This window comes from Micromonospora sp. NPDC007230, from assembly GCF_042869115.1.
In the GTDB taxonomy this organism is placed as follows: Bacteria; Actinomycetota; Actinomycetes; order Mycobacteriales; family Micromonosporaceae; genus Micromonospora.
Genome location: NZ_JBIAFE010000021.1, coordinates 1 through 19,200, shown reverse-complemented (window position 1 = coordinate 19,200; position 19,200 = coordinate 1). Strand labels below are relative to the sequence as shown.

Here is a 19,200-nt window from a genome sequence, read left to right as displayed (position 1 = left end):
CGGCCCCGCCCGGGTCAGCCCTTGACCGCGCCGCCCACGATGCCGCGGACGAAGTAGCGCTGCAGGCCGAAGAAGACCGCCAGCGGCAGGGCCATCGACACGAACGCCGCCGCGCCGAGGAGGTACCAGCCGCCGCCGAGGGAGTTGACCAGGTTCGCGATCGCCGCGGTCATCGGCAGGTTGTCCGAGTTCGCGAGCCCGATGTAGATCAGCGCGACGAGCAGGTCGTTCCACACGAACAGGAACTGGAAGATCGCCAGTGCGGCGAAGGCCGGCACGCTCATCGGCACCGCGATCCGGAAGAAGGCCGTGACGTGGGAGGCGCCGTCCATGTAGGCCGACTCGAACACCGCCCGCGGCAGGGACCCCATGAAGTTGCGCAGCAGGTAGACCGCGAACGGCAGGCCGTAGCCGGTGTGGGCCAGCCACACGGCCAGGAACTGGCCGGTGAGCTCCCACTCGGCGAACAGCTTCAGCACGGGAATGAGGGTGGTCTGGAGCGGGACGACCAGCAGCCCGACGATCACCACGAAGAGCACGTCACGGCCGGGGAACTGCATCCAACTGAACGCGTACGCGGCGAACGCCGCGACGAAGAGCGGGATGATGGTGGCCGGGATGGCGATGAACAGGCTGTTGACGAACGCTTCCCCGATGCCGCTCTGCTGGAAGACGTCGCGGTAGTTCTCCATGGTGAAGTGGTACGGCGGGGCGAACGCCGTCCACCAGCCGGCGCTGGACAGCTCCGACTGCGGACGGAACGAGCTCACCAGCAGCCCGACCGTCGGCACCGCCCAGATGACCATCAGGGCGACGACCGCCAGGTGCAGCACCAGGCGGCGGCGAGGCCGGGCGGGCTTGCGGGTGGCTGCGGCCCGGGTGCCGGGCGCCTTGGGCGTTGCGACCGTGGTCATCTGATCGACTCCTGGGCACGGAACTTACGGATGTTGAAGCCCATGATCGGGACGATCGCCAGCAGGAGGACGACCGCGACGGCGCTGGCTCGGCCGAAGTCGCCGAACACGAACATCTCCTTGATCATGAGGTTGGCGACGACCTCGGTGTCGTAGTTGCCGTTCGTCAGCGTGTAGACGATGTCGAACGTCTTCAACGAGGTGATGATCATCGTGGTGGAGACGACCGCCAGGGTCGGGCCCAGCAGCGGGAGGATCACCCGCCGGAAGACCTGCCACTCGTTGGCGCCGTCGATTCGGGCCGCCTCCAGCAGCTCGGGGTCGATCCCCTTGAGCGCGGCAGAGATGATGACCATCGCGAAGCCGGTCCACATCCACACCATGATGGCGATGAGCGCGAACGTGCTGAGCCGGAAACCGGGCGACTGCAACCAGCCGACAGGTCCCAGCCCGACCGCCCCGAGCAACGCGTTCAACGTGCCGGTCTGGGCAGTCCCCGCCGGCTTGTAGTCGTACATGAACTTCCAGATGACACCGGCCGCAACCATGCTGATGGCCAGTGGCAGGAAGATGATGCTCTTGGCCAACGCCTCATACCGGACCCGGTCCACAAGCACGGCGATGACCAGGCCCATCCCGACCGTGAAGCCGGCGAAGAACAGCAGCCACAGGACATTGTTGAGGAGCGTGCCGATGGCGTCACTGTTCGTGAAGAACCACCTGTAGTTGTCCAGCCCGACGAACGTCGGCGTGAGCTCATTCTTGCCGTAGAAACTCCGGATGATCGTCCGGATCGTCGGATAGATCAGGAAGAAGGCGAGGAACCCGAGCGCCGGCGCGATCCAGAGCCACGGCCGGATGCGCTGCTGCCACTGGTTGTTGCGCGCGACGACGGCGAGCACGCGCTCGGCTCCCCAGACGTACAGGATCAGGACGGCCGGAATGCCGACAACCACCTGGAGTGCCGTGGCCAGGCGTGAATCCACTGTTGCCTCCGGGAATCGCACCACGGGATGAGGCGGGGGAGCGGCCACGCCGCTCCCCCGCTCGGACTAGGACTGGTACGCGTCCTTCTGCGCCGCATCAAGGTCGGCGAGGACCTGGTCGAGGGACTTGGTGCCGTTGGTCAGCGCCACCATCCCCTTCCAGAACGCGTCGTTCATGGCGGTCGGCATCAGGTCCGACGCGTCGAAGGCGAAGGACTTCGCGTTGGCGAGGATCTCCGCGGAACGCTTGCTGACGTCATCCGGGTAGCTCTTGGCGTTCTTGTTCGCCGACAGGGCCCCGCCGGCCTTGACCCAGATGTCCTGCGCCTCGGCCGTGACCAGGTACTTCATCAGCGACTTGGCGGCCGGCGTGTCCTTGAACATGCCGAACAGGTCGCCCGCGCCCTCGACCGCGCCCGCGTACTGGGCCTCGATGTCCGGGAACGGCAGGAAGTTGTAGTCGGTGCCCGCCTTGGCCTGCTTGAACTTCCCCAACCCGGTGATGAAGCTCCCCTGGTGGTGCAGCTGGCAGCCGGGCGGGGTCGCGAACAGCGGGTCGCCACCGGCCTCGAAGTTCGTCGCCACGGCGGCCTTGCCGCCGCCGTAGGTGTTGGCGACGACGTCGTTGACGTAGATCTCGAACGCCTTCCTGATGGCCGCGTCGGACCACTTGACCTTGCCCTGATACCACTGGCTGTAGACATCCGGGCCCGCGGTCCGCAGCACCAGGTCCTCGATCCAGTCGGTGCCCGGCCAACCGGACGCCGCGCCGGACTCCAGGCCGACACACCAGATCGCCTTCGCCTTGCTCTGGTTCGCCTTCGCCTGGGTCATCAGGTCGTTCCACGTCTTGGGCGGGTTCGCCCCGTAGTCGTTGACCTTCGGGTCATACCAGATGAGGCCCTTGACGGCGGCCTTGATGAAGACGCCGTGCACCTTGCCGTCGACCTTGCCCAACTCGACCAGCGCCGGGGCGGTCTCGCTCTCGTACGTTTTGATGTCCAGCACGTCGTCAAGTGGCAGCAGCTTGCCAGTCTTGGCGTACTCGGCCATCTGCCCGGGGCCGGGCAGTCCGGCCACGTCCGGCAGCACGCCGGAGGCGACACCGGTGGTCAGGACGGTGTTGATGTCCCGGGTGCCGGTGTACTTCACCTTGGCGCCGGTCTGCTTCTCCCAGGGCTCGACCATCTTGAGGAACGCGGCCTGTTCGTCACCGCCCCAGGTGCCGATCACGTTGACGGTCTTGCCCTTGAGATCATTCTCGTTCGAGGACGAGCCGTCGGTGGAACAGGCGGTCGTCGCGAGCGCGAGCACGGCCAGCGGGACCATCCGCCGCAGCCACCGGTTCATGGGCACTCCTTCTCAGTCACTCGGTACCTCGACTCCGCACAGCCCGCCGGACACCCGATACGCCTGCTGTCCGCGTCACCGTGGAGCGCGCGCGTCGTCGGGCACCGTCCGCTCCGCCCGCAGGCCGGCGGGTCGGCTCTTCCACAGGCGACGGTCGATGCCGGTGGCTTGACGCCGCATGCGGCGTCGAGCGTCCTGAACGCCCCTCGAGACCCGCTCGAGGGCAACTCGAGCCGGTCGGCCGGCACTGGTTTTGCGGGGAAGTTTCCGCTGGTCAGGTCGAGTTGGAGGACCTCACGTGAGTTGCCCGACAGCTCGCGCACCTATCCATAAACGTCGATGCATGGTAGAAATTTCACGGGCCGGCCTCCACTTCGCAAATATCTGCCCCTGCTGCGATTCAGGAGATGCCATGTCAACGACCCGTCGTGTAGTGCGCCGCCGCATGCTCACCCTGCTCCTCGCAGGCGTCGCGGCCATCGGCACCGCCCTCGGCTTCAGCACCCCCGCCTTCGCGATCAGCCACGCCAGCGCCACCTCCCAGCTGCGCGCCGCCGGCATCAGCTGGGTCTCCAGCGGCAACTGCAGCGACCGTAACAACCCGACGTGCACCTCGTTCGAGGGCATCCGGCAGGCCACGATCGACGGCATCATCACGTTCAAGCGGGCCAGTGGCTGCGCCATCACCATCACCGGCGGCACCGAGACCGGGCACGCCGGCGGCACCTACAGCCACTGGAACGGCTACAAGGTCGACATCGCCAAGACGACCTGCGTCTACAACTACATCTCCCGCTCCTACACATACGTGGGCTACATATCGGGCTGGGGTTACCAGTGGCGAGCCCCGTCGGGCAACCTCTACACCGACGAGGGCAACCACTGGGACATCCTGTACTACACCTGTGGCTGCTGACGCCTGAGAAGTGACAGACACCCTGGTGAGGGCCTTGTCCCGCACCAGGGTGTCTCGCTTGGCAGCGGCGGGGTGAGGTCGCGGACGATCGGGATGTCGTCGCGCAGTCGTGAGGCAACCCCACTAGCACATATGCCCCAAACGTGAATTTGGGTACGAAGTCGTCGGTAGCATCCGGGCTATGACCGAGCCGAGCCGGCCCGACACCGCCAGCTCAGGTGCCCACGGGGCTTCCCCGTCGGGGGCCGACCCGAAATGGTGGGCCCTCACCGCCGTCTGTCTGGGCACGTTCATGCTGCTGCTCGACCTGACGATCGTGAACGTCGCGCTGCCCGACATCCAGGCGTCGCTGGGGGCGTCCTTCTCCGACGTGCAGTGGGTCGTCGACGCCTACGCGCTGACCCTGGCCGCACTCCTGCTGACCGCGGGGTCGCTGGCGGACCTGTTCGGCCGCCGCCGGCTCTACGTGATCGGCCTGGTCGTCTTCACCGCCGCGTCGGCGCTGTGCGGCGTCGCGCAGTCCCCGCTCATGCTCGAACTGTCCCGCGGCCTGCAGGGCATCGGCGGGGCCATCATGTTCTCCGTCTCGCTGGCCCTGCTGGCCAACGCGTTCCGCGGCGCCGAACGCGGCACGGCCTTCGGTATCTGGGGTGCCCTGGCCGGCGTCGCCGTCGCCGTCGGGCCCATCGTGGGTGGCGCGCTGGTGTCGGGCCTGTCCTGGCGGTGGATCTTCTTCGTCAACGTGCCCATCGGTGTCGTCGCGCTGGTCCTGACCCTGCGCAAGGTGGTCGAGTCGCGCGACGAGCAGGGCGCGCGGCCGGACTGGCCGGGCTTCGTGATCTTCTCCGCGGCACTCGCCTGCCTGGTCTACGCCCTCATCGAAGCGGGACGCAGCAGTTTCACCGCGACACCGGTGATCGCCTGCTTCGCCGCGGCCGCCGTGCTGCTCGTGGCCTTCCTGCTGATCGAGGCCCGCACCGCGGACCCGATGTTCGATCTACGGCTGTTCCGGGTGCCCACCTTCGTCGGTGGGGACATCGCCGCGTTCGGCCTCTCCTTCAGCATCTTCTCGATGCTGCTCTACCTGGTCCTCTACCTGCAGAACGTGCTCGGCTACACCGCCCTGCAGACCGGCCTGCGGCTGCTCATCCTCTCCATCGGCGTGCTGGTCGCCAGCGGCGTGGCGGGACGGCTGAGCGCGAAGATGCCGGTCCGCGCCCTCGTCGGCCCGGGACTGGTGCTGGTCGGCATCGGGTTGCTACTCATGCGCGGCCTCACCGCCACCTCGTCGTGGACCCACCTGATCCCGGGACTGATCGCGACGGGCATCGGCATCGGGTTCGTCAACCCGCCGCTGGCCTCCACGGCGGTCGGGGTCGTGCCGCCGCGCCGGTCGGGGATGGCGTCCGGGATCAACCTGACGTTCCGGCAGGTCGGCATCGCCACCGGCGTCGCACTGCTGGGCACCCTGCTCGCCAACCGACTGACCGCCATGGTGCAGACCCGAGCTGCCGGCACCCCGCTGGCCCCGCACAGCGCCGAGATCGCGACAGCACTGCGCAACGGCAGCGTGAGCCGACTGTTCGCGACCGTCCCGCCGCAGCAGCGCGGCCTGCTCGTCGAGATCGCCCGCGGCAGCTTCGCCAGCGCGCTGAACGAGGTCCTGCTGTTCGCGGCGATCGTCAGCATCGTCGCCGGGATCCTGTCCTTCGTCCTGATCCGCGCGAAGGACTTCGTCTCACCCCCGCAGGGATGACCGTCCCGGGCGGTAGGGATCGAGGGTCGCGCCCGGACTTCCCGGTCAGGTCGGCCCGCGCTCAGGCCGGCGCGCCGCCGAAGCCGATCTCGTTGCCGTCCGGGTCGCGGAAGATGGCCTTGCGGACGCCGTTGGCGTAGGTCTCACGCTCGGCCGGCTCCAGGCCGCGCTCGGCGATCTGGGCGATGCGGGCGTCGAAGTCGCCGACGAAGACAGTGTGCATGGCGTGCCCGGCATGCTCGGGCCGCACCTCGATGAACACGTACCGGTGCTCGGCGAGCTCCCACACCGCCTCGGTGTCGTTGGGCAGGAACGACGGCGGGGCGCCGAGGAGCCGCTCGTACCAGGCCGCCGCCGTGGGGTAGTCGCGGACGGGGATGCCCGCGAAAAGATCTACGGTCATCAGCCCATGCTAGAGCTCTTTGCCAGCGGCCGAGCAATCAGAAAGTTTAGTGCTAGGCGCGTGCCGTCTCCTCGTAGTCCGGCCGGCACCGCAATGGGTGCCGGCCGGCTCCGCAACGGTTCAGGCGGTCAGCAGCCCGACGCCGAGGCTCACCACCCCTGCGGCGAGAGCGAGCGCGCCTACCCACAGCACCCAGACGAACCGGTTCGGTGCCGTGACGTTCCTGCCGGCGGACGACGCGAAGAATCCCGCCGACATCAGAATCGCGGCGACCGGCACTCCGAGCCGTGCGGTCCACAGGAAGGCTCCGCTGAGATCGGTGGCGTCCACATAGAGCAGTGCGACCAGGCTCAGCAGAACCAGCACGCCGGCGTGACCATGGCCGGCGCGCGCGAAGGACTTCTGGAAGTCGGTCATCGGCACCTCGCCACGGGCGATGCGGGTCATGAACCAGCCACCCACCTGGATGGTGACGATCGTGAGCAGCACCGCTCCGGCGATGATCCGCGACTCGGTGCTGAGGGCCAGGGTCTGCACGAGGTCTCCTTCGGGTCGGGTAGTGACGGATAGCGGCGCTGTCCGCTTACGGATACTGATACTATCCATGAAGGCGGAGGGGACGGCAAATGCGTATCGCGGAACTGAGTCGCCGGTCGGGGGTGGCCGTGCCGACGATCAAGTACTACCTACGGGAAGGCCTGCTCCCGCCGGGCGAGCTGACCAGCCCCAACCAGGCCAGGTACGGGGAGCGGCACCTGCGCCGGCTGCGCCTGATTCGCGCCCTGATCGAGTTGGCCCAGGTCCCCGTAGCCAGCGTGAAGGTCGTCCTGCAGGCGTTCGACTCCGAAACCATGTCGCTGCACGAGCGGATCGGGACGGTGCACCGCGCCATCACGCCCCACCGTCAGGTGACCGCCGACGACGACGTACGCGTCGCAGCCACCGCACAGGTGCGGGAACTCGTAGCGCGGCGCGGCTGGGCCGTCGAGCCAGACGCGCCCGCCATCGCAACACTCGTCGAGACCGTCACCGCCCTGCGTGCGCTCGGCCAGGACAGCCTCGCCGGTCACCTCGATGCGTACGCGGAAGCCGTGGAACGGTTCACCGAGCTCGAACTCGCGGCGGTCACGTCGCACGCCGACCCTGACCAGATCGCCGAGAGCGTGGTGATCGGCACCATCCTCGGCGAGACACTCATCGCGGCGCTGCGCCTACTGGCCCAGGAAAGCATCTCCGCCCGCCTGCTGGGCCCGGCGTCCGCGTCCGGTCGATAGCGAGCGGGCCGGCCGTGAACATTCGCCGAGCCACCAGGCGCCACCCCGGACCACGATCAGGCCATCGCCGCCGGGCTGGACGGCGCGCCGCCTGGGAAGGCAGAGCAGACACGCGGCCCGGTCGCGGCCACGCCGACAGGTTCCCGAAGAAGATGTCGCAAAGGATGTCGAGAACGGCCTGGCGGCTCCGTCTCAGGAGCGGACGCGGCCACGGTGGCCGTACCACACCAAGGAGACCCAGCATGACGATCCAGCGGATGGACAACGTCCTCATCGTTGTCGAGGACCTTGACGCTGTTATTTCGTTCTTCGTCGAACTTGGCATGGAGCTGGAGGGCAAGACGCCAGTCGAGGGGCGCTGGGTGGAGCGGGTCATCGGGATCGACGACGTCCGACAGGACATCGCGATGCTGCGGACCCCGGACGGCCACGGCCGAATCGAGCTCGCGATGTTCCACACGCCGAAGGCGATCAGCGCCGAGCCAAAGGACGCGCCGGCGAACACGCTGGGCATTCGTCGCGTCATGTTCGCCGTCGACGACATCGAGGACGTCGTTGCCCGCCTGCGCGCCCACGGCGCCGAACTCGTCGGCGAGGTGGTGCAGTACGAGGACATCTATCGGCTCTGCTACGTCTGCGGCCCCGAGGGCATCATCATCGGACTGGCCGAACAGCTCAGCTGAAGGCCGGCGAAGGGACCCTCCGCCCGAAGAACCTCCCGGGCACCCGCGCCCGGGAGCGGCGCCGGGCGCGTAGGCACCGAGAGCAGCAGAAACGAGAAAAGCCCTGGTGGGGGATTGTGTCCCCCACCAGGGCTTTTTGCTTGGGTGGGCCGGAGGTACCACCATGCGAACCACACCGCCACGATCGCCGGTGACCCCTTACCGCTGGCTTTGCCCAGCTCACGGGCACCGGGCGGTGCCCGATGAACCCGGGCCACCCGTCCGACCCGCCGGTGCGGTTCGCCGATGCGGAAGAGATCAACCCGTTCCAACTCCTTCTCGATCTTCATGACCATGCCGTCGCTCGGACGCCGGGAACCGGACTCGATGACGTCCTGACGGAGCTGGCGTTGTCCGCTGCGGTGGTGTCCTGGTGGACTCGCTGGCAACCCTCAATGATCCACACCGCGCTGCGGGCGGGCGCGGACCTGACGGACATCGCGAAAGCGACCGGTCTCGACGCGGGCGAAGTCGTCGACCGGTGGCGGCGATGGGTCGATGTCCAGACGCGGTTGGACATCGGTGGACGTCCTTCCGTGGACCCCGTCGAGGTTCAGGCCATCGAGCGACGGCCCGGGTCGGGGGTGGTTCGATGACGCCGACCCGGCTTGCCCGAGACGTGAGCACGGTGGCGGTGGCCGGGATTGCTGCCTGGTCGTCGTGGAGTCACATGGTCGCCGTGGCGTTGAGGTTCGGTGAGCGTCCCGAGGTCGCCTACGTACTTCCGTTGTCGGTCGACGGGATGCTGGTCGTCGCGTCGGCGGCCATGGTCGAGGACAAGCGCGCCGGCCGGAGGGTGCGCTGGTCGGCTCGGACGGCGTTCGCGGTCGGGGTGGCGGCCAGCGTGGCGGCGAACATCGCCGCCGCCGAGCCGAGCCTCGGCGCGCGGATCGTGGCGGCCTGGCCGGCGGTGGCGTTGTTGCTGGTCGTGGAGATGCTGACTAGAGCGCAACCGGCCCCAGGCAACGACCCTCGATCGCCAGACATCGTCCGCCCTCAGCAACCGCTGGCCTCCGGTGCTGCGTCTGCGCCACCAATGGAGTCGCACCCGTCGGACTCGGTGACTGAGACGAAGCAAGCGCAGCAAACCAGAGTCGCCGACGGTTTGGCGACGGCTGGGGTGTCGCCACCTCTGCGGCGAAGCGGGCAACGCAGGCGAGTGACAGGGCGCGCGGAGCGGACGGCAGATGTCGTAGCCCGACTTCGCGCCGAACGTCCCCAGGCCAGCCTGGCGGAGTTGGCTGTGGCCGCGGGCGTGTCCGAACGTCACGTCCGACGCCTTGCGGCGGACAAGCTTGAGGATGCGAGAAAACCAGCAGAAGGTTCTTCTCGAAGGGTTTGACGACGACCTGCGGAACGGCCTCCCCAAAATTTCCGCTTTGCCGCTCTTGCCATCTTCTACCCATCAGACCTCCGGCCAGATACAAGATCACGAAGTTGAGGAGTTCGCAGAATCTGACAGGAGCCGGTTTAGGGAGTGCGAGAGAACGTTCGTGGCCTCATTACTGCAGGCTCCCACCTGGGTAGGCTCAGCCTGACCGACGGCATGCTGCCACAACCGCAGCGGCGAGGAGTTCTTCGTCGGGGTGATGTAGCGCTGCATGAGACTTCTCATCCAATCGTCAGCGGCGGCTTCTCAAGGTGTCAAGAGCCCGGGGGGATGTGGCAGGGCGGCGAGGCTGGGCGGCATGCTCCCGCCGTTACGCCTCGCCCGCATCAGGCCCGCATCGAAGGCCTTGATGCCTTCCGCGGGCCGGGACCCATGCCTTAACGCCTATTCGATGGAAGCGTCCGGGCCACCGGCATGTCACCCGAATGGGTAAACCTCGGCCGGATCATGCCGGTCGGCGTGTCGGGTTCCCGGACAGGTGTACGAAGCGGAGACTGTCTGCGCCGTCGGGCGCAGCGTCCGCCGGCGCACGTATAGTCGGGGAGGACGTGCGTGGAGCCAGGTCAGGGGCCTCGGTCGGGGCTGTGGTCTGACGAGCCCGACAACATCGATTTGCTGGCGTTTTCCGCCGTGGCGACGACAGTGATCGACGCCGTGCTGGACGAAACCCTCGACCCAGTGGCGGTCGGGGTGTCCGGGGCGTGGGGCAGCGGGAAGACCACCGTCCTCAAGCTCATCGAGAGCGGCCTCAAGGAACGCAATCTCGGCCCCGACAAGCAGATCTTGATCGTCAGCACCGACCCGTGGCGCTACGACCCCAGCGCGGGCGCGAAAGAGGCCCTGATCGGTGAGATCCTCGCCGCCATCACCCGCAAGCTGCACGAAATCAACACCGAAACCGGGTCTCGTGCCACTCTGGAGCTGGCCAAGAAACTCACCAAACGGGTTCAATGGTCCAAGGCGATCAAGCTGACCGCCCGTGCTGGCATCACGATGCAGTTACCCAAGCTCGACGATGTGCTGGACTTGGTCGCCGAACCATCGGACAACGGGCCCGGCCCATCGCGCGGCCTTGAGCAGTTCCGGGGCGAGTTCGAAGCGCTGATGGAGTCCCCGGGCCTTGCCGGGGTGGAACGCGTGGTCGTGCTCGTTGACGACCTCGACCGGTGCCTGCCTGACACCGTGGTCGAGACGCTGGAGGCGATACGGCTGTTCTTGGCCGTGCCGAAGATGGCCTTCGTCATCGCCGCCGACGAGGACCGGGTCGCCGACGCGATCCGGGACCGGTTCCCGGCTCCCAGCCGGGCACCGGATTCGGCCGACGAGTTCCTCCCGGAGGAACCGGCCAGCCTCTACCTGCACAAAATCGTGCAGACGACCGTGCCGATCCCTGCGCTGAGTAGGTTCGACACCGAGGCATATTTGATCCTGCTCCAGTTGTTGCACGTAACCGAACGCGAGGAGCTGAGGTCGTACACGCGGCACTGCGATGACCAGCGGCGCATCGGCGGAGCCCTCGACGACCTCGGCACTGTGATCACCGGTCGCGTCATCACCGATCAGATGGCGTTCGCGGCCCGCCTGACCCCGATCCTGTACGAGAAGCTGCGGGGTAACCCACGCCGGATCAAACGGTTCCTCAACGACCTACGGGTGCGGCAGGCGGTGGCCGCGCACCGCGGGATCACCCTGGACGAGGAGGTCGTTGCGAAGCTGATGGTCCTGGAGAAGCTCATCAAGGACGGTTTCACGCACGTCCTCGACTGGCTGGCCAAGGGCGACCTGCGCGAGCAGATCCGCGCCCTAGAGAAGGCTGCGGGCAGGACGGCCCGCGGTCCGGCACCCGAGACTGACGCTACTCCGGAGGCTTCACCGGAGCCGGCGGGCAAGGACCGTCGTGCACCGAAGACCACAGCTGCTCCCCCGGCTGCGATGCAGTTCAGTGATGATCTGCTGCGATGGGCGAAGCTTCCGCCTGCGCTGGCCGGCGATGACCTCGCCCCGTACCTGTACCTGGCGGCGTCGTTCACCGGCAAGCTGCTGCTCGACACCGGGCTGCCGAGCCGGCTGCGGGATCTGGCCGCGAACCTGCTGTCCCACTCACGCGCCGAGCAGAAGTCGGTGACCGACGCCGACCTCGACGCTCTCGGTCTCACCGATGCGACCCTGCTGATCGAATACTTCGGGCGAGTCGGCCGGGACCAGCCGAGCAACCAGCCCGCCGCGTTCGCCGCCATCGTGCGGCTGGTCCCGCGCTACCAGCAAGCGGCGGAGGCCGCCAACCGGGCTTTGCAGACGGTGCCCGCCGACGACCTGACCGTCGCGGCGATCATGAGGTTCCAGAACGACGCCCAGGTCTTCGCTCCGGTGTTGCAGCAGTGGCACGATGCCACCACCGACGGACCGGTGCGGAACGCTCTGGGCCTCGTGCTGCGCGGCGGGCGGTAGCCGGTGGGGACGAAAGGCTCCTACACCGGCGGCGGCGGTAAGGCCGGTAAGGATCTGCGTGACGCGGTCGCGCAGTGGGTCGGCAGTGGAGCCAGTGGTAACCAGCCCCGCCCGCCGTTGACACCCGCGGCGCTGGCACCGGCCCTGCGGCTGTTCGGTGGCGGTGGTGACGGACCCGGAGGTGGAGCAGGAGGCGCCGGCGGCGGAGGCGGTGGTGCGGGCGGGGGCGCTCAACGGACGATCGCGGGGTCGGCTCGGACGGCGAGCCGAGCTGCGGCGGCCGCCTATGGACTACGGACCGGCGATGCCCAGGCGGTGCGTGACCTCGGGCTCGACTATGACGCGCTGCGCGCCAACCCCGACCCGTTACAGGTCACTAAAGCCATCGTCGACGCGGCGTGCGGACCGCTGCAGGACGGCACGATTGAAGATCACGAGCAGCGGCTGGTCGCTGCTGACATCGCAAGCTGGATCTTGCAGGAGCAAGCCGACGGTGCCGCACCGACGGCGGACGAGATCGTCCGCGAGACGATCGCGCTGATCGTGTTCGAAGCGGCCTGCAGCGAGACGGCCGCCCGCCTGCAGCAGGGCGACCCGACCGCGGCGGCGGTCTTGGCCGCCGAGGACGAGATGCGCGCCACCGCCCGAGTGCTGGCCGACAACGCGCCACTGAGCGTCACCGGCGCTACCGAAGGCGAATTGAGACGTGCTATCGAGAAGGGCATCGAATCGTTGCGCACGATCTGGGGCCGGCCATGAACACCTTCACGATGGCCTTCACCCTCCCCGAGCAACTCTCGCACGACGCTGCACGCTCGACGTTCTACTGGACCCCGAAAGCGGTCGGCTCCTTCACCAGCCCGGTCGGCCCGAGCCTGGGCCAGTTCGGACCGGTTCGGCCGGCCAATGCCGACCTGGTCCGCCTCGCCGTCCTGGTCTACGCCGCCGACCGGTCCGTGACCCGCCGCGCCAACGGCTCGAGCTGGTCGCAGCGCCGATTACAGCTACACATCCCGGTCACCGATCCCGATGCGTGGCAAGCCAGCCAGGCGCACTGGGAAGCTCTGCTCGGGTTCCTGTCCGGCGACGCTTGGTCGCTGGCTTTCCACCCGGCCCAGCTGCCCACCGAGGCCGCCACCTACCGGTATGCCGGCGCGCATCGGGTGGTCCTGCTCAGCGGCGGCGCCGACTCCGCCGTCGGTGCCCTGTTGTCGCAGCACGAGCTCGGCGAGCGCCGCCAGCTGCTGTTCTCCCACATCGGCGCCACCAACCTCGCGCCCCGGCAACGTGAGGTCGCCACCCGGATCGCTGCGCTGACCGGCAGCCGTGGTCTTGCCCACCATCAGATCCGGTTCAGTCGCAAGACCACCCAGCCGAACGGACACCGGTTCCCCGACGAACGCTCGACGCGCACGCGCTCCCTGCTGTTCCTCGCGCTCGGACTGGCCATGGCCTCCATCGAACAGGTCGAGCTGCACATCCCGGAGAACGGCTTCGCGTCGCTGAACCTGCCGCTGGGCGCCGACCAGCGCGGCAGCGTGTCCACCCGCACCACCCACCCGTACTTCCTGCACGAGCTCAGCCGCCTCGCCACCGTCACCGGGGCACACGCGCCGATCAGCAATCCCCTGTCGGCGATGACCAAGGGCGAGATGTTCACCCGGGTCAGGGACCTGGTCGGGGCGAAGGCGGCCTCGGAGTTTCTATCGATGACACACTCCTGCGGCCACACCGGACATCGCAGCCTCGGCTACCCGGTGTTGTCGCATTGCGGGGTGTGTTTCGGCTGCCTGCTGCGCCGGGCCTCGTTTCGCGCCAGTCACCTCACCGACCACACCAGCTACCTCGACACAAAAGACGATCCGCGCCTGGCCGCCTACCTGCGCGACAAGTCGGTCGCGGCGTCACTGCGCGGGTTCTTGGGCCGTGGCCTGCGCACCGCCGACCTGATCACCCTCACCCTGCCCGACCACTACCCCTTGGCCGACGCGAAGTCGCTGATCGAACGTGGCATGCACGAACTGGAGACCCTCTCCCGATGACCGCACGGCTGGCTCCCCTCGATCTGCATGCCCACGTCGACGTGGCTATCGACGCCGCTGAGCTCATCGCGCTGCCCGGCATCGTCTTCGCGGCCTGCCGCACCCTCACCGAGTCCCGCACCGCCCTGCGGCGGCGCGACCCTCGCGTGATCTGGGGTGCTGGCTGTCATCCTGGTCTGGCCCGCAACCACACCAGCTTCGACGTCGCGCAGTTCGAGGATTTGGTGGCCCGCACGCCGTACGTCAGCGAAATCGGCTTGGACGGCTCCCGCAAGGGCGGCCTGGAAAGGCAAATGGTCACATTCGACGCGATCCTCGGCGTGCTGCAGCGCCAGCCACGCCTGGCCAGCATCCATTCGGCCGGCGCGCACGACGAGGTCCTGGCCGCTTTGACGCACAGGCCGATCCGCGGAACGGTCCTGCACTGGTGGACCGGAACCGCAGAGCAGACCCGCCATGCAGTCGAGCTCGGTTGCTACTTCTCGCTGAACGCCAGCGCGGTGAAACGCATCGGCACCCTGGGTCAGCTGCCCCTCGACCGGATCCTGCCGGAGACCGACCACCCCTTCGGCGACCGCACTGCCCCGCAACCACGCATGCCCGGCAACACCACCACCGTCGAGACCGCGCTCGGCCGGCACTACGGCGGCAGCGCCACCGAGATCCGCACCCTCATGTGGCGAAACCTGAGCCGGCTGGTCAGCGAGACCGGCTGCTCCGCTCTGCTCAATAGGACTCTGCTGCGCCAGCTCGCCGCCGCCGGCTGACCCAGACGGGGCGACGTCACGGTCGGCGGCCTACCCGGCCAGCATCGCCTCCGAGGGCTGGCTGCAGGCCCCGCGCTTGGGTGGCCGTCCCAGGACCACAAATACATAACTTTGAAGTGCGGTGTCTTTTCGTGCGTGACAGGCCCCCGCGGCCGGACACGCCTCTGCGCGAAGTCGTCGACCTGCTTGTCGAGGCGAGGACGGGTGTCGTGCCCCTCGGCTCCGTCCGCGCCGCCGTCATCGGCTGCGGCAGATCCTTCGGATCGGGGGTCGTTCATGGCTGAGCGCCATCCGTCCTCGACCTCATCCATGAGGGGTCGTGGCTCATTGTCAAACGGTACAGATCGCGTCGGCCACTGCGGGCCCTCAGCAGATCGCACCACTCATAGCTTGGTGCGCGACCTCCGCAGCGCGGGAACAGAGGCAGCGTGACGTCCGAACGCCTCAAGTAATGATTCGGCTACACACGGCTAGACGGGGGCGATTCCCGGCGATAGCCTGGCCGCGCTGAAACAGCAGCCCGAGTTCTTCACCGGAGGCAACTGGATGGCGCGTAGGTCTCCCTCGCCGAATGGATCGGAACGCTGGCAACGCCAGCAGGTACGAGAACTCGAGCGGCAACAGCGCGCCACCGCAGCTACGGCCAAGGCCGCTGATCGGGCAAAACGAGACCAGCACATCGCCGACCAGAAGCGCGAGACCGAGCTACGGACCGCTGAGGTCGAGACCCGGGCACGGCAGCTCCAAGCGATCCTCACCTCCGGCCTACGCCACACCGCTCGAATCGACCTGACCTCGCTCAAGCGTCAGCCCTCGCAGCAGCCGTTCAATCCGGGCGACCTCGCCACGGTTGCCGCGCAGCCGGCCTGGGGGCAATTCGAGCCACCGCAGCCCGGCATGGTCAGCCGGCTCCTCGGCGGGCAGAACCGCTACCAGCAGCAGCTCGCCCATGCCCGCGCCGCCCATCAGCAGGCCATCCAGGCATGGCAAGCCGCCGACGCCGACCGGCGGAGGCGGCTCGACGCGGCACGCAGCAATCATGACGAGCGGGTCCGGCAACATCTGGCGGAGGTTGAGGAGCACAACCGACACGTCGAGCAACTGATCACCAACTACCGCGCTCGCGACCGAAAGACCGTCGAGTCGGTCCTCGGGCTCGCCCTCAACCAGGTCCCCCTGCCAGACGACTTCCCCCGGCGCGCGGAGATCACCTTCAGTCCCCAGCAGGCGCAGATCGTCGTACGCATGCAGCTCCCCGGCCGCGACGCTGTACCCACCGTGCGTGGATACAAGTACGTCCAGACCCGCGACGAGATCCAACCAGTCCCACGACCCACGAAGGAGACCAGCGAGCTGTACCGATCGCTCGTCGCCCAGGTAGCGCTCCTGACGTTGCACAACCTGTTCGAAGCGGATCCACAGCTTGCCAGCATCGGGTTCAACGGCCACGTCGACGCGATCAACCCCGGCACCGGGCAGCGCGAATACCCCTGCCTGATCAGCCTCAACGTCGAACGTGAGTTGTTCGCTCAACTCGTCCTCGCCCAGGTCCGTCCCGAGGTGTGCCTGCGCCACCTCAACGCCCTCGTCTCGCCGCACCCGTACGAGCTGGAGCCGATCACTCCGATCCTGGACTTCGACCTGACCAAGTTCTCCTTCGTCGACGGCATGGACGCCGTCTCCACGCTCGACTCGCGCCCCGACCTGATGAGGATGAGCCCCACCGAGTTCGAACACCTGGTCCGGCAGATCTTCGAGGCGATGGGCGTGGAAAGCTGGACCACCGAACAGAACTACGACGACGGAGTCGACGCCGTCGTCGTCAACCGCTCAGCCCTGCTCGGCAGGCTGAGCATCGTGCAGGCCAAGCGCTACAAGGACGCCGTGGGCGTCAGCCACATCCGCGAACTCGCCGGCGCCATCGAAGAGAAGAAAGCCGGACACGGCATCCTCGTCACCACCTCCTGGTTCACACCCCGCTCCTGGCAAAAGGCCCGCGAACACGGACGGATCGAACTCATCGACGGCAACCGCCTCACCTACCTGATCAAAGAGCACCTCGGCAAAGACGTCCTGATCGGCATCAAGCGCCCGCGGACAGCAACAACCGGACCAGAAACAGCAACAGGGAACACGCCGGTGGCTGGCAACCATTAGCGTTCGAAGCGAGGCCCGGTGGCGCGTGATGGCATGCTCGCCGCCGCCTGCGAGGCGACGCTGAACCTTTCACACCCGCACGGCAAGCAGATCCGGGAGCCATTACTTGTGGATGGCTTGCCGTAGCCGTTCCAGCGGTCTGGGGTGCAGCATGGCTCCGATGCCTTCTACCAGCATATGGACTCGCTGTTCGGTAATGGCCAATTGCCACAGGTCTGCGTGGGCAGCGCCGTTGGCGCGGCGGATTTCCCGCGCGATATGGGCGGCTGCCAGGTTGCGTCTCTCGGGGGTGGTTGCGTTGGCCCAGACCCTGCGTAGCTCCAGCTCGCTGGGGAAGTACTGCGCGTACCACTCCGGATCCCCGGCTAGTGGCAGCGTCTGGGCCAGCCCGCGGTGGAAGCGCCGGCCGGTCAGGTGTACCCACGCATGGTTGACCGGGCCCGGGAGTACGGCACTGAGCTTGTGACTGAATCCCTGCTCAGTGATCGCCAGCGCGAGTTCGTGGACGCGGTTCTCGGCCTCGGTGAGCTCCTTGGCCAGGGTGGCGAGTCGATCGGTACGGACTTGTCGCTGCGTCCGCAGGATGGCGGCCGAGTGGGCGTGCTTGGCATCCGCAGCAGAGGATTCCGGCTCCAGCACATCTCGCACGAACATCGCTACTGATGGCATCCGCCGAAACCATCGGTCGGGGTGATCGATGGTGTTGAACCGCCATCGGCAGCCTTCGTCACCGAAAGCCTGAGCGAGCCAGGCGGGGTCAGGGAACTGGCGAGTGTAAGCAGCGACGATGGTGCGTGTCTCTCGGAGCGTGTCGGCCACTCGGCTAAGCGGTTGCTGGGCGGCGAGCAGGACCTTTCGAATCTCGACTGACGCGGTTTTGTTGATCTCAGACCGGCCCCGCAGGTCAGACCCTAGCGTGGCGTAGGCCAGCACCGCGATCGTCAAAACCGCGATGACCTGAGTGAGCGGAACGGCCGGGACGGTAAGGCGATCGGCCCACGCCGCGAGAGGCGCGAACCACCCCAAGTACCACAGCACCGCCGTCCAGGCCACCAGGTTGGTGAAGGACGGGCGAAACGCGAGTCGGGCCATCCACCGCAGCGTCGCCGCGAGAATCTCAGCCAGCATCAGCAGCGCCAGGAATGCACCGGCGATGATCTTGGCGACGGGATGACTTGCCCGTGGCGGCCCGGCGGGGAGGTTCCCTACGGACGACGGCTCGCTGTCGGCCACGTCCTCGGGCGTGACGTACCGCTCGCCGAACTGCAGGTCCAACCCATAGCGGCGAATCAGCCGCTCCAAGCGCACGGTGAGCGCGGCGAGAAGGTCGATGAACACCGGCGCGGAATGGGTGGCGACCCGCCGAGCCAGCCGATGCGTGCCGATCGCCGCCACTTCTCCCAGCGCGCTCGGCATTGCCTTCAGCGTTCCAGAGGCCACGGCCATGATCACCCAAAGCACCGCCAGCCGCGCTGGCAAAGGTGCCTGCCGCAGCGGTTCGGGCTCCATCTGGACCAGCCAGTCGTGGGCGACATCGAGCCACTGCTCGACCTGTGACCAGGAGACGCTCATTCGAACGTTCCGTAGCGGTTGGTTGCCACTCAGTCATTATGGTGACGCTGGTCAATGGCCTCCAGTGGCCAGCACCAACAATCAGCGTCGCTCCGGCAAGACCAAGCGCGAGTCGCCAGGGCTGCCCTAGCCTCGATCATTCACGGCTGAGGTCGCCGGTTGTGGCCCCGCGCCCATGATCGCTGTTGTTCGATGCGTTTGAGTTGAGGGCATGGTGGTGGGCCGTCTGTCGCGGCGGTGGGCGTGGTCTCCTTGGTTCCTCCGGTCGTCGGGTCAGGGCTGAGCTGGTCAGCCGGGGGCGGGGATCGCCGCGATCCGGGTGAACGCGGCGGTGATCTCTTCGGCCCAGGGCCAGGTTGATGGGATGCGCAGCCGGCGGCGGCGTTGGCCTCGGACCAGGCGGGCGGCGCGGTCTTCGACGCGGGCGTGGGCGCGGTGGCGGGCTTCCAGCCACTGCAAGGCGCCGACAGCGGTGTTGGTGACGAACGCGGTGTAGCGCCAGC

The 19,200-nt window shown here is 67.6% G+C and carries 17 protein-coding genes and 1 pseudogene; 11 read left to right on the top strand and 7 right to left on the bottom strand.

From position 1 onward, the window contains the following. Positions 1 to 14: 14 nt before the first annotated feature. The 3 genes from ACFYML_RS25925 to ACFYML_RS25915 form a co-directional block, all read right to left on the bottom strand. A complete protein-coding gene (locus tag ACFYML_RS25925) occupies positions 15 to 914 on the bottom strand; it encodes a carbohydrate ABC transporter permease (RefSeq protein ID WP_387423106.1) in 900 nt (299 codons plus the stop codon). Beyond that, positions 911 to 1,900, bottom strand: coding sequence for a carbohydrate ABC transporter permease (locus ACFYML_RS25920; RefSeq protein WP_387423105.1), 990 nt, complete (start codon positions 1,898 to 1,900; stop codon positions 911 to 913). Before ACFYML_RS25920 ends, ACFYML_RS25925 begins: the two co-directional genes overlap by 4 nt. 66 nt (positions 1,901 to 1,966) lie before the next feature. Next, complete coding sequence (locus ACFYML_RS25915) at positions 1,967 to 3,250, bottom strand: ABC transporter substrate-binding protein (protein WP_387423104.1); 1,284 nt, start codon at positions 3,248 to 3,250, stop codon at positions 1,967 to 1,969. 412 nt (positions 3,251 to 3,662) lie between these two features. On the opposite strand from ACFYML_RS25915, the gene ACFYML_RS25910 reads away from it, so the two are divergent. Together ACFYML_RS25910 and ACFYML_RS25905 are read left to right on the top strand one after the other, a co-directional pair. After that, complete coding sequence (locus tag ACFYML_RS25910) at positions 3,663 to 4,166, top strand: hypothetical protein (RefSeq protein WP_073832775.1); 504 nt, start codon at positions 3,663 to 3,665, stop codon at positions 4,164 to 4,166. Positions 4,167 to 4,347: 181 nt separating this feature from the next. Next, complete coding sequence (locus ACFYML_RS25905) at positions 4,348 to 5,922, top strand: MFS transporter (protein ID WP_387423103.1); 1,575 nt, start codon at positions 4,348 to 4,350, stop codon at positions 5,920 to 5,922. Positions 5,923 to 5,983: 61 nt separating this feature from the next. On the opposite strand, the gene ACFYML_RS25900 is transcribed toward ACFYML_RS25905, so the two are convergent. Beyond that, positions 5,984 to 6,325 carry a VOC family protein gene (locus ACFYML_RS25900; RefSeq protein ID WP_387423102.1) on the bottom strand — a complete coding sequence of 114 codons (342 nt, stop codon included), beginning with the start codon at positions 6,323 to 6,325 and terminating at the stop codon, positions 5,984 to 5,986. Positions 6,326 to 6,445: 120 nt separating this feature from the next. Further along, positions 6,446 to 6,862, bottom strand: a complete 417-nt coding sequence (locus ACFYML_RS25895) for a hypothetical protein (protein ID WP_387423101.1) — start codon at positions 6,860 to 6,862, stop codon at positions 6,446 to 6,448. Positions 6,863 to 6,951: 89 nt separating this feature from the next. Here ACFYML_RS25895 and ACFYML_RS25890 point away from each other — a divergent pair, with 89 nt between their 5' ends. The 9 genes from ACFYML_RS25890 to ACFYML_RS25850 all read left to right on the top strand — a co-directional run bounded on the left by ACFYML_RS25890 (position 6,952) and on the right by ACFYML_RS25850 (position 17,125). Further along, positions 6,952 to 7,599, top strand: coding sequence for a MerR family transcriptional regulator (locus tag ACFYML_RS25890; protein ID WP_387423100.1), 648 nt, complete (start codon positions 6,952 to 6,954; stop codon positions 7,597 to 7,599). 242 nt (positions 7,600 to 7,841) lie between these two features. Further along, the gene (locus tag ACFYML_RS25885) at positions 7,842 to 8,282 is read left to right on the top strand and encodes a VOC family protein (protein WP_387423099.1); all 441 of its coding nucleotides are present in this window, start codon (positions 7,842 to 7,844) and stop codon (positions 8,280 to 8,282) included. Positions 8,283 to 8,524: 242 nt separating this feature from the next. Then, the gene (locus tag ACFYML_RS25880) at positions 8,525 to 8,917 is read left to right on the top strand and encodes a hypothetical protein (protein ID WP_387423098.1); all 393 of its coding nucleotides are present in this window, start codon (positions 8,525 to 8,527) and stop codon (positions 8,915 to 8,917) included. Continuing rightward, positions 8,812 to 9,663 (top strand): DUF2637 domain-containing protein, encoded by an 852-nt coding sequence (locus ACFYML_RS25875; protein WP_387423221.1) that lies wholly within the window; start codon positions 8,812 to 8,814, stop codon positions 9,661 to 9,663. The genes ACFYML_RS25880 and ACFYML_RS25875 overlap by 106 nt, the downstream gene beginning before the upstream one ends. Before the next feature lie 678 nt (positions 9,664 to 10,341). Next, positions 10,342 to 12,159: a P-loop NTPase fold protein gene (locus ACFYML_RS25870; protein ID WP_387423097.1), complete on the top strand. Its 1,818-nt coding sequence runs from the start codon at positions 10,342 to 10,344 to the stop codon at positions 12,157 to 12,159. A gap of 315 nt (positions 12,160 to 12,474) precedes the next feature. Next, positions 12,475 to 12,918 (top strand): hypothetical protein, encoded by a 444-nt coding sequence (locus tag ACFYML_RS25865; protein ID WP_387106667.1) that lies wholly within the window; start codon positions 12,475 to 12,477, stop codon positions 12,916 to 12,918. Beyond that, a complete protein-coding gene (locus tag ACFYML_RS25860; protein ID WP_387423096.1) occupies positions 12,915 to 14,201 on the top strand; it encodes a hypothetical protein in 1,287 nt (428 codons plus the stop codon). The genes ACFYML_RS25865 and ACFYML_RS25860 overlap by 4 nt, the downstream gene beginning before the upstream one ends. Further along, the gene (locus ACFYML_RS25855; RefSeq protein WP_387423095.1) at positions 14,198 to 14,968 is read left to right on the top strand and encodes a TatD family hydrolase; all 771 of its coding nucleotides are present in this window, start codon (positions 14,198 to 14,200) and stop codon (positions 14,966 to 14,968) included. The genes ACFYML_RS25860 and ACFYML_RS25855 overlap by 4 nt, the downstream gene beginning before the upstream one ends. 546 nt (positions 14,969 to 15,514) lie before the next feature. Continuing rightward, positions 15,515 to 17,125, top strand: a complete 1,611-nt coding sequence (locus ACFYML_RS25850) for a restriction endonuclease (protein ID WP_387423094.1) — start codon at positions 15,515 to 15,517, stop codon at positions 17,123 to 17,125. Positions 17,126 to 17,227: 102 nt separating this feature from the next. On the opposite strand, the gene ACFYML_RS25845 is transcribed toward ACFYML_RS25850, so the two are convergent. Then, positions 17,228 to 18,697: a hypothetical protein gene (locus ACFYML_RS25845; RefSeq protein WP_387423093.1), complete on the bottom strand. Its 1,470-nt coding sequence runs from the start codon at positions 18,695 to 18,697 to the stop codon at positions 17,228 to 17,230. 288 nt (positions 18,698 to 18,985) lie between these two features. Next, positions 18,986 to 19,200 (bottom strand): annotated as a pseudogene (locus tag ACFYML_RS25840) (IS1380 family transposase); the annotation flags it as partial.

What these genes read in the sequence shown, in the direction of transcription:
- ACFYML_RS25875 (WP_387423221.1), top strand. Translation starts at nt 8,812, where the DNA reads ATGGGTCGATGTCCAGACGCGGTTGGACATCGGTGGACGTCCTTCCGT.
- ACFYML_RS25910 (WP_073832775.1), top strand. Translation starts at nt 3,663, where the DNA reads ATGTCAACGACCCGTCGTGTAGTGCGCCGCCGCATGCTCACCCTGCTC.
- ACFYML_RS25900 (WP_387423102.1), bottom strand. Translation starts at nt 6,325, where the DNA reads ATGACCGTAGATCTTTTCGCGGGCATCCCCGTCCGCGACTACCCCACG.
- ACFYML_RS25845 (WP_387423093.1), bottom strand. Translation starts at nt 18,697, where the DNA reads ATGAGCGTCTCCTGGTCACAGGTCGAGCAGTGGCTCGATGTCGCCCAC.
- ACFYML_RS25860 (WP_387423096.1), top strand. Translation starts at nt 12,915, where the DNA reads ATGAACACCTTCACGATGGCCTTCACCCTCCCCGAGCAACTCTCGCAC.
- ACFYML_RS25925 (WP_387423106.1), bottom strand. Translation starts at nt 914, where the DNA reads ATGACCACGGTCGCAACGCCCAAGGCGCCCGGCACCCGGGCCGCAGCC.
- ACFYML_RS25890 (WP_387423100.1), top strand. Translation starts at nt 6,952, where the DNA reads ATGCGTATCGCGGAACTGAGTCGCCGGTCGGGGGTGGCCGTGCCGACG.
- ACFYML_RS25885 (WP_387423099.1), top strand. Translation starts at nt 7,842, where the DNA reads ATGACGATCCAGCGGATGGACAACGTCCTCATCGTTGTCGAGGACCTT.
- ACFYML_RS25850 (WP_387423094.1), top strand. Translation starts at nt 15,515, where the DNA reads ATGGCGCGTAGGTCTCCCTCGCCGAATGGATCGGAACGCTGGCAACGC.
- ACFYML_RS25905 (WP_387423103.1), top strand. Translation starts at nt 4,348, where the DNA reads ATGACCGAGCCGAGCCGGCCCGACACCGCCAGCTCAGGTGCCCACGGG.
- ACFYML_RS25855 (WP_387423095.1), top strand. Translation starts at nt 14,198, where the DNA reads ATGACCGCACGGCTGGCTCCCCTCGATCTGCATGCCCACGTCGACGTG.
- ACFYML_RS25880 (WP_387423098.1), top strand. Translation starts at nt 8,525, where the DNA reads ATGAACCCGGGCCACCCGTCCGACCCGCCGGTGCGGTTCGCCGATGCG.
- ACFYML_RS25915 (WP_387423104.1), bottom strand. Translation starts at nt 3,250, where the DNA reads ATGAACCGGTGGCTGCGGCGGATGGTCCCGCTGGCCGTGCTCGCGCTC.